Below are 15,677 nucleotides of genomic sequence, written 5' to 3'. Positions count from 1 at the left end.
TTCTATATTATAAAAGTATTTACCATAAGAAGTTTTTAAAATTAAAAAAAAGAAGTAAAAAGATTTTGATAAAATTTGAAAATGTAAAAAATAAGAAAATTTTATATGAATAAAAATTTAGCGGAATAAATTGTGATATAATTAAATATGATATTGGAAAAAGCAGGTGAAATAATGAATTTTGTAATAGATGATGTAAAGGATATCTTAAATAGAAATAATGATTTTGCATATATAGTAGGTGGGTATATTAGAGATAAGCTTATAAAGGCCAAAAACGTACCAAAGGATATAGATATTATTTATGATGGAGATATTCAATTATTTATTAAGGAATTAAGAAAAAAAGATTATAGTGTTTTTGAATTGAAACAGGAAATGGGCATATATAGGGCTGTAAAAGAAAATAAAACATTAGATATAGCAAAGCTTAAAGGAGATAGTCTAGAAGAAGATTTAAGCTATAGAGATTTTACTATAAATGCAATAGCTCTAAAACTTATGGATAATAAAATAATAGATCCTTATAAGGGTAGGAATCATCTTCAAAATAGGATAATTCATGAAGTAAGTGAAGAGAGCATAAAAGATGATAGGGTAAGAATACTAAGAGCTCACAGGATTGCTATAAAATATGGAATGCATTTTAGTAAAAGTTGTGAAAATCATATTATTGATGGAAGTAAATATATAAAAGATTATCCCAAGGAAAGGATTTTTAATGAGTTTATAAGAATTTTGGAAGATGATAAAGAAGGAAAGGCTTTTGAAGAACTAGAAAGATATGGGGTATTACAGCATTTAATTCCTTATATTGATGAATTAAAGGTTATAGGTAAATGTAAATATCATATAGAAGATGCTTTTACCCATATGAATTTAGTATATAAGAATTTTATTGAAGTATTGCGGGGTAGATTATATATCAAAGGGTTAGATTTAAATATTTTCGATAAGAAGATAGGGGAGTTTCCAATAAAATGTTATATGGCTTTTGCGGCTTTTTCACATGATATAGGAAAGGCAAAATGCTATACCAAAAATGGAGATAAGGTGAGCTTCATTGGGCATGATAAAGAAGGTGCTAAGATTATAAGTGAGGTATGCAGCGAGTTAGGTTTCCCCAAACGTGCACAAAAATTTATTGAAAAATTAGTAGAAGCACATATGTATCCTTTAGGACTTTGTAAGAATAAAGTAAAAAATTATAAAAAGAGTTTTTATAAATTATTTTCTAGATATGATGAATATATACCATATATCCTAGTTCTTTCATTTTGTGATATACATGCAACAAAAATGTTGTATGATCCTGATAATGAAGAAGATGAATTTATAGCTTACCTAGAAAGACTATTTAAAGAGTATAGTTTGTACAGACAGGCTAAGGAAAAACGATTTTTAAATGGAAGTGAAGTAATAGAGCTTACTGGGGCTCAGAGAGAAGAGATTAAATATATTTTAGAAGAACTAGATAGGCTTACGTATTATGGGGAAATTAAGGACAAAGAAGAAGCTATAAAAATCATTAAAGGGATAAGAGTTAGTTTATAATAAAAAAATATACAATTTTTGGAAGGGGAGAATATTATGAAGATTTTCATTGACACTGCTAATGTAGATGAAATAAGAAAGGTAAGTGAGTGGGGTGTTTTAGAAGGGGTTACTACTAATCCATCTCTAATAGCAAAAGAAGGTAGAGATATAAAAGAGGTGGTAGAGGAAATCTGCTCAATAGTTGATGGACCAATAAGTGCAGAAGTTATAAGTTTAGAATGCGATAAAATGGTACAAGAGGCTAGGGAATTAGCTAAAATACATAAAAATATAGTTGTGAAAATACCTATGTGTGAAGAAGGATTGAAGGCTGTAAACATAATTTCAAAAGAAGGAATTAAAACAAATATAACTTTGATCTTTTCAGCACAACAGGCTTTACTTGCAGCTAAAGCAGGAGCTTCTTATGTAAGCCCATTTGCAGGTAGACTTGATGATATTGGTACAAATGGATTAGATGTAATTGCAGATATAGCAGAAATCTTTAATTTCTATGATATAAAAACAGAAATAATAGGTGCAAGTATACGACATCCAATGCATGTTCTTGAAGCTTCAAAAGCTGGAGCTGATATTGCAACAATTCCTTATAAAGTTTTAGATCAGATGTTAAAACATCCTCTTACAGATAAAGGAATAGAAAAGTTTTTAGCAGATTATAATAAGAGTAGATAATGAATTAGACTTAAAAGAAGACTAGATATCATAATTACTGTACTGAATGTAAATACTTGTTTCAAATTATATAGATAAGCACAAGTATGGTGTGAGCTGTATTTGTGCTTTTATGATATGAAGAAGAATAAAAAATGTAAATTTATGCGTGCGTTTTGATATAGACTTTTAAATTATCCATACTTAGAGCTTGTTTTACATAAATGTAAGTGCAGTAGAATATAAAAAAATATAAAACTGCAGAATTATATAAAAAATGAAGGATAAATCTAAAAAAAACTCGAATTATTCCACAAAATTTTAACAAGTTATCAACAGGGGTATGTGGACAATGTGGATAAAATTTCTTGGTATAGATTTTAAATCTAGATAAAATCAATATTTAACCTGATAACAGGGGTTATCCACAGAAAATGTGCATAACTTGTATATAAATGTGCATAATTTTTTTTTTATGCACATAAAGATTGATTTTGAAAGTTAAGCTTCAAATGAACAAAACTTTAAAAAAATAAAAAATTTTGTCGAAGTAAAAAATATATATATTGTATACAACAATTAAACTTGTAATACGGTTATAAATACCGTATAATATATTGTGAAAGGTAATAGTTAAATGATATTAGTAAAATTTGGATTTGACATAATTGTATGACAGATAAAATTATTAACAAAGAAACTTGGAGGTAATATAAGTGAAGAAAAGTGAATTCATTTTGGAAGACATAGATAAGTTAGCAAAAGAAATTTCGCAGAACAGTTTAGTTTCTTATGATGATTTACCTCAATATGATTTATTCCTATCTCAGGTTATCGATTATTTAAATGATAGATTTGAAGAGGAAAAATATACAAATAATATTGTCCAAAATTATATTAAAAATGAAGTTATATCTAAACCAGAAGATGGTAAGAAAAGAGGATATACAAAACTTCATTTAGCACAATTAGTGCTTTTAAGTTATATGAGACCTATACTTACTACAGAAGAGATTAAAAAGGTATTTGCTCTTGCATTTAATGAAATAAATGATAGAAGTGATGATATTATTTCTTGGGAAAAAGCTTATAAAGTTTTTGATGAAATTCAGAATGAAAGCTTTGATAATTTTTTAAATATCGAAACTTTTAATGAGGATAAACTTGGAAAATTTATAGATGAGAGTGAACTTAAAAAAGACGATGAAGAAAGAATATCGGTTTTCTTATTAGTAATGAGTTTAATAGCTCAAGCAAGTGCTACTAAGAAATTAGCTAAAAAAATTGTAGATAAATATGGGGAAAGAAAATAATTTAATATAAATAAAGGATAAATTGAGGTATATAAAAAGAGCATCTATGCATATTTAATCTGTAAAAGGCAGGTGATATGAGTGGATGCTCTAGTAGCGTTAATAGGAAATGTAGGTTTTCCAATTGCTGTTTCTATTTATCTTTTAGTAAGAATAGAGAGTAAATTAGAGAATCTTACAGTTAGTATTAATACTTTATCCAATATATTAAATAACTTTAAAGATAATAGTTAGGCATCAGAAATTCTGATGCCTATTTTTTTTAAGTAAATTACTTAGAATATTTTTGAAGTACAAGCATAGATTTAATTTGAAATCATAATATTTTTAGTGTTAATAGGGGAACAATATTTACATATTTACTGAGGATATATATATAAAAGTTAAGAAAATAAGCTATGAATTGAGGTGCTTATTATGTCTAAAGATATAATAAATGTTTATTCTGAAATTGGTCAGCTTAAGAAAGTACTTTTACATAGACCAGGGGAAGAAGTAGAAAATTTAACTCCAGAATATTTAAAAATACTGTTATTTGATGATATACCTTTTTTAAAGGTTGCAAGAGAAGAGCATGATAATTTTGCAAAGGTACTTCAAGAGAATGGAGCTGAAGTGTTATATCTAGAAGATTTATGTGCAGAGAGTATAAAAAATGAACAAGTTAAAGAAAAATTTTTAACAGAAGTAGTAAATGAAAGTCGTGTTGAAGATGAGAAAATTAAAAAGATAATAAAAGACTATTTAAAGAATATGCCTGAAAAAGATATAATTCTAAAAATAATGGCAGGAGTTAGATTTAAGGATTTAGATATAAGTGAAGGTGATAAAGAATATCCATTTTTAATGCATCCTATGCCTAACTTATACTTTACACGAGATCCTTTTGCATCTATTGGAAGAGGAATAACTATAAATTCCATGAAAACAAGAACAAGAAGGCGTGAGACTCTTTTTGCAAAATATATATTTTCTCATCATCCTGAATTTAAAGATAAAGATATTCCAAAATGGTACAACAGAGATGAGAGATATTGTATAGAGGGTGGAGATGAGCTAGTTTTATCAAAAGACATTCTTGCTATAGGGCACAGCGCCAGAAGTGATAGTAAAGCTATTTTAAAAATTGCTAAAAGTATATTTGAAAATGGGGAAAGCTTTAAAACTATACTTGTGTTTGAAATACCTAAACGAAGAGCTTTTATGCATTTAGATACAGTTTTTACTATGGTGGACTATGATAAATTTACTCTTCATCCTAATATAGAAGAGAGTATAATAGTGAATGCAATAAGTTATGATTATAAAAATAGTGAGCTTATTATCAAGGAAGAAGAAGATAGTATTCAAAAAATATTATCACGATATTTAAATAGAGATATAAAACTTATAAGATGCGGTGGAGGTGACAAAATAGTAGCTGACAGAGAACAGTGGAATGATGGTTCAAATACACTAGCTATTGCACCAGGAAAAGTAATAACCTATGAGAGAAATTATGTGACTAATGAAATTTTATATAAAAATAATGTGTCTGTAATATCAATACGATCCTCAGAGCTATCTAGAGGAAGGGGCGGCCCTAGATGCATGTCTATGCCTATATATAGAGAGGATGTCTAAAAAATAAGTTTAGAGAGTTTGGGCAAGTTTATTTTATGATATGCAAAAGATAAATGAATAATTATAATTTAAAAAGTATAAATATAAAAACAATATAGACAATATATAGAAAGTGATGTATAATTTGTGTATATTTATGCAAACAAGGAGGGGGCTATACAAATGTTCAATTTGAAAAATAGAAGTTTTTTAACATTGATGGATTTTTCACCTAAGGAAATAAATTTCTTATTAGATTTAGCTGCAGAACTTAAAAAGGCTAAGTATGTTGGTACGGAAACTAAAAATCTTTTGGGAAAAAATATAGCATTGATTTTTGAAAAGGATTCTACTAGAACAAGATGCGCCTTTGAAGTGGCTGCACATGATCAAGGGGCACATGTAACTTACCTTGGACCTACAGGAAGTCAAATGGGGAAAAAAGAATCTGTTGAGGATACAGCAAGAGTTCTTGGAAGAATGTACGATGGAATAGAATATAGAGGTTTTGGGCAGGAAGTTGTTGAAACTTTAGCAAAGTATTCAGGCGTTCCTGTGTGGAATGGACTTACTAACGAAGATCATCCAACTCAAATATTGGCAGATTTTTTAACTATAAAAGAACATTTTGATAAACCATTAAACAAAGTATCTTTTGCTTATCTAGGAGATGGAAGAAATAATATGGCAAATGCTCTTATGATTGGTGCTGCAAAGATGGGGATGGATTTTAGAATAGTAGCGCCTAAAGAGTTGTTTCCTGAAAAAGAGTTAGTAGATAAATGTAATTTAGTAGCAACGGAAACTGGAGCAAAAATAACAATTACAGAAGATGTAGATAGTGGAGTGAAAAATGTAGATATATTATACACAGATGTATGGGTATCTATGGGAGAGCCAGATGAAGTATGGAAAAAGAGATTAGCAATATTAAAGCCTTATCAAATCAACATGGATATTATAAAGAAAACGGCAAATGATGATGTTAAGTTTATGCATTGCCTACCAGCTTTCCATGACTTAGGAACAAAGGTTGGAAAAGAAATATATGAAAAATATGGACTTGATGCTTTAGAGGTAACAGATGAAGTATTTGAGAGTAAATATTCAATTGTTTTTGATGAAGCTGAAAATAGAATGCATACAATAAAAGCAGTTATGGTAGCAACTCTTGGAAGTTAATAAATATAATGGAGTGAATTTGTTCTTCGATTTTAATATAGATCTATGTTAAAAACATAGATCTATATTATTTTTTATATAAAAATATAATATGATTTATTTTATAAAATAAAAAACGTAAAGAAATGTATTTTACACACGAAAACTAACTGTATATACATATGAAAATGTAAAAATAAGGAGGTACATATGAAATTAAAGAAGCCCAATGTGAAGTTTATGACGGTAAGTAGTAAGTCTATTCGTACCAAAATAATAGCATGGTTTGGAATATCAACCACAGCTCTTTTATGCATTTTAGCATTTATGATTTATATGAAAACTGCTAATACTGTGGTACCATTAACTCAACAGATGAGTGAAAAAATTGTTGAAGCAAGTGGTGGACAAATAGGTGAATGGATTAATGGAATTATTAAACAAGTGGAATTATTAGCTGAATCTGATATTGTAGAATCTATGAATCCATCTCTATATAAACCACATTTAATTGATATGAAAGAGCAGAGCAATGAAATTGAGATGTATTTTATAGCAGATAAAAACGGTAAAATGTGGAATACGATGGGTACTGAGACTGATATTTCAGATCGTGAGTATTTCAAAGATATAATTAGTGGAAAGAAAGAAGTAGTAGTTACTAATGCATTAAATTCTAAATCTACAGGTAAGTCTATATTTATAATTGCAACTAAAATAGAAAAAGATGGACAAATAATAGGGGTTTTAGCATCTACTGTTACTTTGGATACCTTAACAGAAATAGCAGAAAAAATTAAAGTAGGAACATCATTTGGTTCAGTGATAGATGGTAATGGACTTTTTATTGCACATCCAGATGACAATTATAGAATGAAATTAAATGTTTTAAAATCATCACAAGACGGATTTAAGGATTTTGAAAAATTAGGTAAAGACATGGTAGCTGGAAAAAATGGAGTAGGTGTTTATATCAGACCTAATGGGGTAGAAGCAATAGGATTATATGCTACTATACCAAATACTCCTAATTGGACTCTGTTAACAACAATTCCAGTTGGGGAGATGGAAAAAGAAGCTAATGGTATGTTAAGAACAATAAGTTTAATGATATTATTAATATTAATAATTATAATTGGATTATCTATGTACATATCTAAAATGGTTACAAAGCCAATCATTTCTTCAGCAGAGCAGTTGAAGGTTATTGCTACAGGTGACTTTACAAAAGAGCTTCCAGAAGAAATTCTAAAGAGAAATGATGAATTTGGGGAACTAGGAAAAGCTGTTTCTAAGATGCAGGAAGATATGAAAAATTTACTAAGCAATATAAAAGAATCGGCAGATACAGTAAATAAATCATCAAGCAACTTATTGGAAATTTCACAGAATTCAACTAGAGTGGCCAGTGAAATGGCGGAAGCTATAAACCAAATAGCAATTAGTTCATCAGATCAAGCTAGAGATACTGAAATGGTGGCTAATAAAAGCAATGATTTAGGTGAGAGAATAGATAATACAAATGATTTAATAGTACAAATACACAATATTTCTAATGAAACAAACGAATTAAGCGAAGAGGGATTAAGAATAATTAACGTATTGGATGAAAAAACAGCTGAAAGTATGAGCAGGACGTCAGAAATAAATGAAATAATATTAGAGGTAAACCAATATGCAAATAATGCAGAATCTATAACTGGTTTGATTGATAACATATCAAGTCAAACTAATCTATTAGCATTGAATGCCAGTATAGAAGCTGCTAGAGCAGGAGAAGTAGGAAAAGGATTTGCTGTTGTTGCTGAGGAAATAAGAAAATTATCAGAAGAAACAGCAGCAGCAACTAATGATATAAAAGCGTTAATTGGAAATATTCAAGAAAAAGCTAACAATGCTGTTAGTACAATGGAAGAAGTTAAACAAATAACCGGAGAACAGAATAAATCCATTGAAAATACAGGTGATATATTTAACCAAACTTCTGAATCTCTTAAAAAGTTAGTGGATAAAATAGATAAAGTTAATGAATATGCTGAAGATATGGAAGAGAGCAAAAATGAAATAATAAATGCAATGACAAATGTATCAGCTGTAACAGAGGAAACATCAGCAAGTACTGAAGAAGTAGCTGCTTCTACAGAAGAACAATTAGCAGCTATGGAAGAGGTTGCATCGCATGCACAAACTGTAAATGAGCTTGGAGATGAACTGAAAAATAAAATAGACAAGTTTATAATAGAATAAAAAATACTAAATAAACTAAAACAAAGGTTAGAGAAGATAGGGATATGCGTAAAAGTCCCTATCTTTCTTTTGTTCATACATGACGGTCAATTGTCTTTAAAAAATTGTGAATTTATACGAAAACATTCACATAAAATAATATATTTTGATAAAATGACAAAAAAACACAAAGAAAAAGAGAATAGTTATACTTAGTTCAGTTGACATAAACAAATTTAATAAATATAATGAAAATTGTGTGTTTTTATACATAAAAGTTAAAAATATTCAAAAAATAGTTTTTCTCTGGGGTATAGGAATTATTAAAGGAAAATTATATTTTAGGGGCTTAACAGTTAATGCAACAAGGAGGAAAATTATTATGTCAAAATTGACAAAAAGAAAAACTTTATCACAAGGGGCATATGAGATGATACCTGGTAGTGAATATGAACCATATGTATCAGCCAGTACATCTATGCCTGAGCTTACATTTCAATCTATTTTACTTGGAATTATATTAGCAGTAGTTTTTGGAGCAGCTAATGCTTATTTAGGATTGAAATTAGGACAAACTGTAGGAGCATCAGTTCCTTGTGCGGTTACATCAATGGCAATACTTAGAGGAATATTAAAAAGAGGAACAGTACTTGAAAATAATATGGTTCAAACTATAGGTTCTGCTGGTGAATCTGTAGCAGCAGGAGTTATTTTTACAGTTCCAGCTCTTATGGTATGGGGGATGGATATAAGTATATTTAACATCTCTGTAATGGCATTTGTAGGTGGAGTACTTGGAGTATTAATATTAATACCACTTAGAAGATATTTTGTATCAGATGAACATGGAAAGCTTCCTTTTCCAGATGGTACAGCTTGTGCAGAAGTTTTAGTTGCAGGAGAAGCTGGGGGAAGCTCTGCAAAGGTACTATTTGTAGGAGGTGGACTAGCAGGTTTATATACTCTGTGCCTTACTGGATTTGAACTTTGGAAGGAAGAAGTTGGAATTTCAGTAAAGGGACTTACTAATGGATATATAGGAATAGATGCAGCGCCAGCTTTACTTGGAGTAGGTTATGTAATGGGACCAAGAATTGCAGCTATTATGCTTGCAGGAGCAGCTCTTGGTTGGCTTGTAATTACACCTATAATATCTTATTTTGGAGCAGCACTTCCACATGCAGTTGCACCAGCGACTGAATTAATCTCAACTATGGGACCTGATGAGATTTGGAAATATTATTTAAAATATATAGGTACAGGAGCAGTTATTTTTGGAGGACTTTGGAGCTTCCTGAAAGTTATTCCTGTAATGTTTAACAGCTTCAGATTAGGTTTTCAACAATTATTTAAGGGTAAAGATGCTGATGGAAATCTTCCTAGAACGGATCAAGATATGAATATGGGATTAGTTTTCATGTTAATTGCAGCATTATTTATATTTATGGCATTCTTACCACCACTTAAATTAGGAATAGTTAGAGCGTTAATTGTACTTGTATTCTCATTCTTGTTTGTACCGGTTGCAGCTAAGATGGTTGGTCTTACATCAAATAACCCAATTTCAGGTATGACAATTGCAACACTTCTTGTAACTTCTCTTATATTAAAGGGAATGGGTGCAAAAGGTGAAGCAGGAATGGTTGCGACATTATTTGTTGGTATTATAGTTTGTATTGCAGTAGGAATTACTGGAGATACATCACAAGATTTAAAAACTGGTTTCTTAGTGGGAGCAACACCTAGAAAACAACAAATGGGTGAACTTATTGGTGTTTTAGCATCTGCAATATCTATAGGTTTTGTAGTTTATCTTTTATCATCAACATATGGAATAGGTTCAGAAAAACTTCCAGCACCACAAGCAATGCTTATGGCATCACTTGTAAAAGGGATATTTACAGGACAGCTTCCATGGATATTAATATTTATAGGTATGGCAATAGGAGCTGTTGTTGAAATGTTAGGAATCCCGGTATTACCTTTTGCTATAGGATTATATCTTCCAATTTCACTATCAACAGCACCAATTCTTGGAGGATTAATTAGAGGATTATTAGAAAAAAGAAAATCAGGTAAAGAACTTGCAATCAGACGTGAAAGTGGAATATTGTTTGCATCAGGGCTTGTTGCAGGAGACTCATTGATGGGAGTTATTCTTGCTATATATTCATATTTCCATGTTAATTATGCATCAGTACCTAATATAAATTTTGGTAAAGATATTGCATTTACGCATAATAATTGGTTTACGTTGATACCTTATGGAATATTGTTAGTTATTTTATATTACTATTCAAATATTAGAAAGCCAGAGGAACTTCATGAAGCAGCGTAATAATTTATTAGAATTCATTCCTCGTAAAAATGAAGTAAAAAAGAATATACACTTAAATAAGTACATAAATAATTCTTTTAGTAAACCTACTTTATATGAAAAGGTAGAAGATGATTCCAATTTAACAATAGTAATAAGGCGAGATAGTAAAATGGATAGGTTTTTCCTTAAAATCTTTAGAAAATCTCATAAAGAGCTTTATGTACACCTTGATGAAATTGGAAGTTTTATATGGAATAGAATTAATGGAAAAAGAACTGTTCTTGATTTATGTAAAGAGTTTATGAAGACTTATGGTGTTGAAGAGAAAGAAGCTATAAATAGAACAGTACATTTTATGAAAATACTTAAAAATAATAAGTTTATAAAGTTTGAAATCCATAAAGACGTATAGTCTTTATGGATTTTATTTTTATGTTAAGAATTAAATTTTTCTGAAAATATTGCCAATTTATCAGAAATGAGGTAAATTATAGTAATAAAGGGTTGTTTTTTACAGATGTAAAACGATTACAAATAATAAAAACAATGGGGGAATAATATGAAAAAGAAAAAAATTAAGAAAAAGAGCTTATATGGTCAAATTTTAAGCTTGTTAGGTATAGCGATATTAGTACCCTTAATTATTGTTTCTTGTATTGGTTATTACTCTATAAGTAAAAACATGGAATCTGATTTTAAAGAAATGACTGGAGATAATGTACACAGAATAATTGAAGTAATAAAGAATTTAGATAAGACAAGCAAAGAGTCAGTAGAAATGTTGTCTCAAGATCCTAATGTAATAGCAATAACGTCTAATGTTGATAGTGAAATGTGGCTTAGAAAAGCTCTCGATTCCTTCATAAAATCACACACGGGAGTATCTAGTGCATATTTAGGTACTGAAGATAAGAAGATGATTTTACTTCCTAAACAAGATGTTCCAGAAGGGTTTGATCCAAGTAAAAGAGCGTGGTATAAAGATGCTATGGATGGAAATGGAGAGATAATTTTAACCAGTCCTTATAAAAATAGAATAAATGATAAACAGTATGAAGTAACTTTTGCAAAATTCGTTAAAGATGCTGCAGGTAAGCCGGTTGGAGTAATTGGAATTGATATAAAGTTAGATGATCTGAGTAAAATAGTTTCAGAAATAACTATTGGGAAAAATGGATATTCAGTGCTTATTGATAAAGAGGGCACTATTATAGCTCATAAGGATGTTAAAAAAGTTGGAACTACTTCTAAGGATGATAAAGTCACACAAGAATTATTAAATATTACAGAGGATGTATTTGAAAAAACAATTGATGGTGTTAAATGTTTAGTTTTTAAAGAAGTAGAAAAAGATACAGGATATACTGTTTTAGGAATAGTACCTAAAACTGAACTTTCAAATAAAATTTATGCACCAATAAAATTAAATATTATAGTATCACTCATTGTTTTAGTTTTAGCAACATATGCTGGAAACAAATTTACTAAGAAAAATTTAATTAAACCAGTTAAAAATATTTTATATATTTTTGAAGAATTAAGTAAAGGAAATTTTAAAGCTAGAGCTCAAAAGACTAAAGGAATTACTGGCGAAATAGAAGATATTATTGATGCTGTTAATAATACTACAGTGGAGGTAGCTAAGATTGTTGAAAGTATATCAGGGGCTTCAGATAATCTTAAAGAAAATTCAGAAGAACTATTAACTGTAGCAGAAGAGTCGAGTACTACTGGTGATGAAGTAGCAAGGGCTGTACAGCAAATAGCTGATGGTTCGATATGTCAATCTGAAAAGCTAAATGAAAGCTCTGAAATTGCAGAAAAACTTGGACGGGATGTTGAAGAATCTATAAATGATTCTATAAATATGATGAGATATGCTGCAAAAGTCAAGGAGACAGGTCATGAAGGGGCTAAGTTGATGATAAACTTAACTCAAGTATTTGAAGAAAACTATGCAGCTAATATAGATGTTGCAGAAGAAGTGCAAGCCTTAGCAGAAAAATCAAATAGAATAGGTGTAATTACTGATGCAATTAAGAACATAACAGAACAGACAAACCTTCTAGCTTTGAATGCATCAATTGAGGCAGCAAGAGCTGGAGAGGCAGGACGTGGTTTTGCTGTAGTTGCTGAAGAGGTTAGAAAACTTGCAGAAGAATCAGCATATTCAGCTTCAGAAATAGAAAAAGTAATTGGTGAAGTAAAAAGAAGTGTAAATGATGTATTTGAAAAACTAAAACATTCAACAGAGTTAAATGATAAAACAGCAGTAAATGTAAGTGATACAAAGGAAAGTTTCAATAAAATAAGACAAGCCGTAGAAACGCTTGAATCTAATATTGAAAAAGTAAGCCTTTCTTTAAATGATATAAAATCAGGTAAAGATTCAGTACTTTCAAATATCGAGGAAGTTTCATTAGTGGCTCAGGAGGCTGCATCTACTTCACAAGAAGTAAGTGCATCTTGTGAAGAACAGGCATCAGGTCTTCAAGAAATAGTTTCATCATCAGAAAAACTAAGCGATTTATCAGAAGAACTTAAGCAATTAGTTAGTAAATTTCAAATATAGCAAATAAAAATCTCTAAGTAAAATTCTTAGAGATTTTTATTTACATTTATATACCATTAAATTACATTTAGGTTATAATATGCTATAATATATGATAAATGTATATAAACCGATAAAAACATAGTCAAATTAATAGAAAGGGTGAAGATATATGAATCAAGATATAAAGAAAAGAAAAAATAAAAGTTTATATACGCGAATTATAGGTTTGATAATTGCCTGTATTTTGGTCCCTGTATTTTTGATTTCAATTATTAGTTATTATACTTTAAGCAGCACTATAAATAAAGATTTTAAAGATGTAACGAGTAAAAATGTGGACAAGGTTTTCGAAGTTATAGGGGCTACTGACAAAATTAATAGGCAATCAGTAGAAATGCTTTCACGTGATCCTAATGCTAAGACTATTATACAAAACCCACCTAATGAAGTTTGGCTTAGAAGGAGTCTTAATGCTTTTAGAATGACACATAAGGATATTTTATCTGTATATCTTGGAACTATAGATGAAAGGATGATTATACTTTCTAATCATAAAATGGTTGATGGGTATAATCCTACAGAGCGGTTGTGGTATAAAGAAGCTATACAAAATAAAGGAAAAGTAATTAGAACAAATCCTTATAAAGATATAAATAATAAGGATTTATATATTGTAACTTTTGCAAAAACTGTTGAAGATTCTTTTGGTAAAGTAGTTGGAGTAATAGGAATGGACATGACATTGGATGATTTAAATAAAAGTATTGAGCAGACAACTCTTGGAGAAAATGGATTCTCTATAGTTTTAGACAGTGAAGGTACTGTCATAGCACATAAGCAGAGTGAAAAAGTAGGTATTACATCTAAAGAAAATAAAGCTATACAAGATATCTTGGATTCAAAAGATAAGATATTTGAAAAGAAAATTGATGGTGTAAATCATATGGTCTTTAAACAAAAAGAAGAAGTTACAGGGTACACTGTTGCTGGACTTATACCTAAAGCTGAATTAACAAGTAAGATATTTTCAGCAATTAAATTTAATATTTTAGTTACATTGATTGCTTTAATAGTAGCAATTTTTATTGGATGTAAATTTACTAAAAATACTATAGTTAACCCGATTAAAAAAGTTGTAGAAGTATTAGGAGAGCTAACTAAAGGCAACTTTACAGCAAAAGTAGAAAAAGATAAGGGTCTTTGTAATGAAATAGAAAGTATAAGTTTTGCACTTAATAATACAATTGATGAGGTTGTAGAAATTCTTAGAAGTATACTTAAAGCATCATATCAATTAAAAGAAAATTCAAATTCACTTGTATCTGTAACAGAAGAATCAAGTGCGGCTGGAGTTGAAGTTGCAAAAGCTATACAACAGATATCTGATGGTTCTATTGAGCAATCAGAAAAATTAAATGAAGGTTTTGATATAGCTGACAAATTAGGAGAAATGGTTGAAGAATCTATAGAAGATTCTAATAATATGGTTAAAGCTGCAGTAGAGGTTAAAAAAGCTAGCAACAGTGGTACTCAAATCATTTGTGACTTAACACAAGTATTTGAAGAGAATTATATGGCAAATATAGAGGTTGTGGGAACGGTAACATCTTTAGCAGAAAAGTCAAATCAGATAGGTGTAATTACCGATGCAATCAAGGGTATAACAGAACAAACTAATTTATTAGCTCTAAACGCTTCAATAGAAGCTGCAAGGGCAGGAGATGCAGGGCGAGGCTTTGCGGTAGTTGCTGAAGAAGTTAGAAAGCTTGCAGAAGAGTCAGCATATTCAGCTTCACAAATAGAAAAGGTAATAGAAGAAATAAAAAATAGTGTTAGTGAAGTAGCTGAAAAGCTAAATTTATCAACAGAGTTAAATGATAAAACTGCACAGTGTGTACAAGGAACTAAAAAAAGCTTTATGCAGATACAAGAAGCTATAGGAATATTGGAAGCTAATATAGAAAAGGTAAGCAGTTTATTAATAGAAGTTAAAGAAGATAAAGATTTAGTTGTGGCTAATATTTCAGATGCTTCATCTGTAGCTCAAGAAGCGGTTATTATTTCAGGGGAAGTAGGTGCATCTTCGGAGGAACAAGCAGCTGGATTGCAAGAAATAGTTTCATCATCGGAAAACCTAAATAAGTTATCAGAAGAGCTTAAAGAATTAGTTAGTAAATTTCAAATATAAAACATAAAATACAAAATACAAAATCTCTAAGATGTTTTTCTTAGAGATTTTGTATTTTTGAATATACCATGAAATTACATTAAAGTTACGTTAAAATTTTAC

Annotated in this window: 11 protein-coding genes; all 11 read left to right on the top strand. The window is 29.7% G+C overall.

Going from position 1 to position 15,677, the window contains the following annotated elements; translation table 11 throughout:
• Positions 1–147 precede the first annotated feature (147 nt).
• Positions 148–1,554, top strand: a complete 1,407-nt coding sequence (locus tag OXH55_RS06315) for a tRNA nucleotidyltransferase/poly(A) polymerase-related protein (protein ID WP_268048921.1) — start codon at positions 148–150, stop codon at positions 1,552–1,554.
• Between the two features lie 36 nt (positions 1,555–1,590).
• Positions 1,591–2,232, top strand: coding sequence for a fructose-6-phosphate aldolase (gene fsa / locus OXH55_RS06310; RefSeq protein WP_268048919.1), 642 nt, complete (start codon positions 1,591–1,593; stop codon positions 2,230–2,232).
• A gap of 695 nt (positions 2,233–2,927) precedes the next feature.
• The gene (locus tag OXH55_RS06305; RefSeq protein ID WP_268048917.1) at positions 2,928–3,524 is read left to right on the top strand and encodes a DUF1836 domain-containing protein; all 597 of its coding nucleotides are present in this window, start codon (positions 2,928–2,930) and stop codon (positions 3,522–3,524) included.
• A gap of 81 nt (positions 3,525–3,605) precedes the next feature.
• On the top strand, positions 3,606–3,758 hold the full coding sequence (locus tag OXH55_RS06300; protein WP_268048915.1) for a YvrJ family protein: 153 nt from the start codon (positions 3,606–3,608) through the stop codon (positions 3,756–3,758).
• A gap of 183 nt (positions 3,759–3,941) precedes the next feature.
• Positions 3,942–5,147 (top strand): arginine deiminase, encoded by a 1,206-nt coding sequence (gene arcA / locus OXH55_RS06295; RefSeq protein WP_268048913.1) that lies wholly within the window; start codon positions 3,942–3,944, stop codon positions 5,145–5,147.
• Positions 5,148–5,309: 162 nt separating this feature from the next.
• Positions 5,310–6,308 (top strand): ornithine carbamoyltransferase, encoded by a 999-nt coding sequence (gene argF, locus OXH55_RS06290; RefSeq protein WP_268048912.1) that lies wholly within the window; start codon positions 5,310–5,312, stop codon positions 6,306–6,308.
• Between the two features lie 189 nt (positions 6,309–6,497).
• Entirely contained in the window at positions 6,498–8,534 is a 2,037-nt protein-coding gene (locus OXH55_RS06285; RefSeq protein ID WP_268048910.1) for a methyl-accepting chemotaxis protein, read from the top strand.
• Between the two features lie 361 nt (positions 8,535–8,895).
• Positions 8,896–10,851, top strand: a complete 1,956-nt coding sequence (locus tag OXH55_RS06280; RefSeq protein WP_268048908.1) for an OPT family oligopeptide transporter — start codon at positions 8,896–8,898, stop codon at positions 10,849–10,851.
• Entirely contained in the window at positions 10,838–11,245 is a 408-nt protein-coding gene (locus OXH55_RS06275) for a PqqD family protein (RefSeq protein WP_268048906.1), read from the top strand. The genes OXH55_RS06280 and OXH55_RS06275 overlap by 14 nt, the downstream gene beginning before the upstream one ends.
• A gap of 147 nt (positions 11,246–11,392) precedes the next feature.
• Positions 11,393–13,405 carry a methyl-accepting chemotaxis protein gene (locus OXH55_RS06270; protein WP_268048904.1) on the top strand — a complete coding sequence of 671 codons (2,013 nt, stop codon included), beginning with the start codon at positions 11,393–11,395 and terminating at the stop codon, positions 13,403–13,405.
• Between the two features lie 151 nt (positions 13,406–13,556).
• The gene (locus OXH55_RS06265) at positions 13,557–15,575 is read left to right on the top strand and encodes a methyl-accepting chemotaxis protein (protein WP_268048902.1); all 2,019 of its coding nucleotides are present in this window, start codon (positions 13,557–13,559) and stop codon (positions 15,573–15,575) included.
• The last annotated feature ends 102 nt before the right edge of the window (positions 15,576–15,677 follow it).

This window comes from Clostridium ganghwense (assembly GCF_026735165.1).
In the GTDB taxonomy this organism is placed as follows: domain Bacteria; phylum Bacillota; class Clostridia; order Clostridiales; family Clostridiaceae; genus Clostridium_H; species Clostridium_H ganghwense.
Note: the sequence above shows the minus strand (reverse complement) of the source record. Positions and strands in the feature narration are given on the sequence as shown.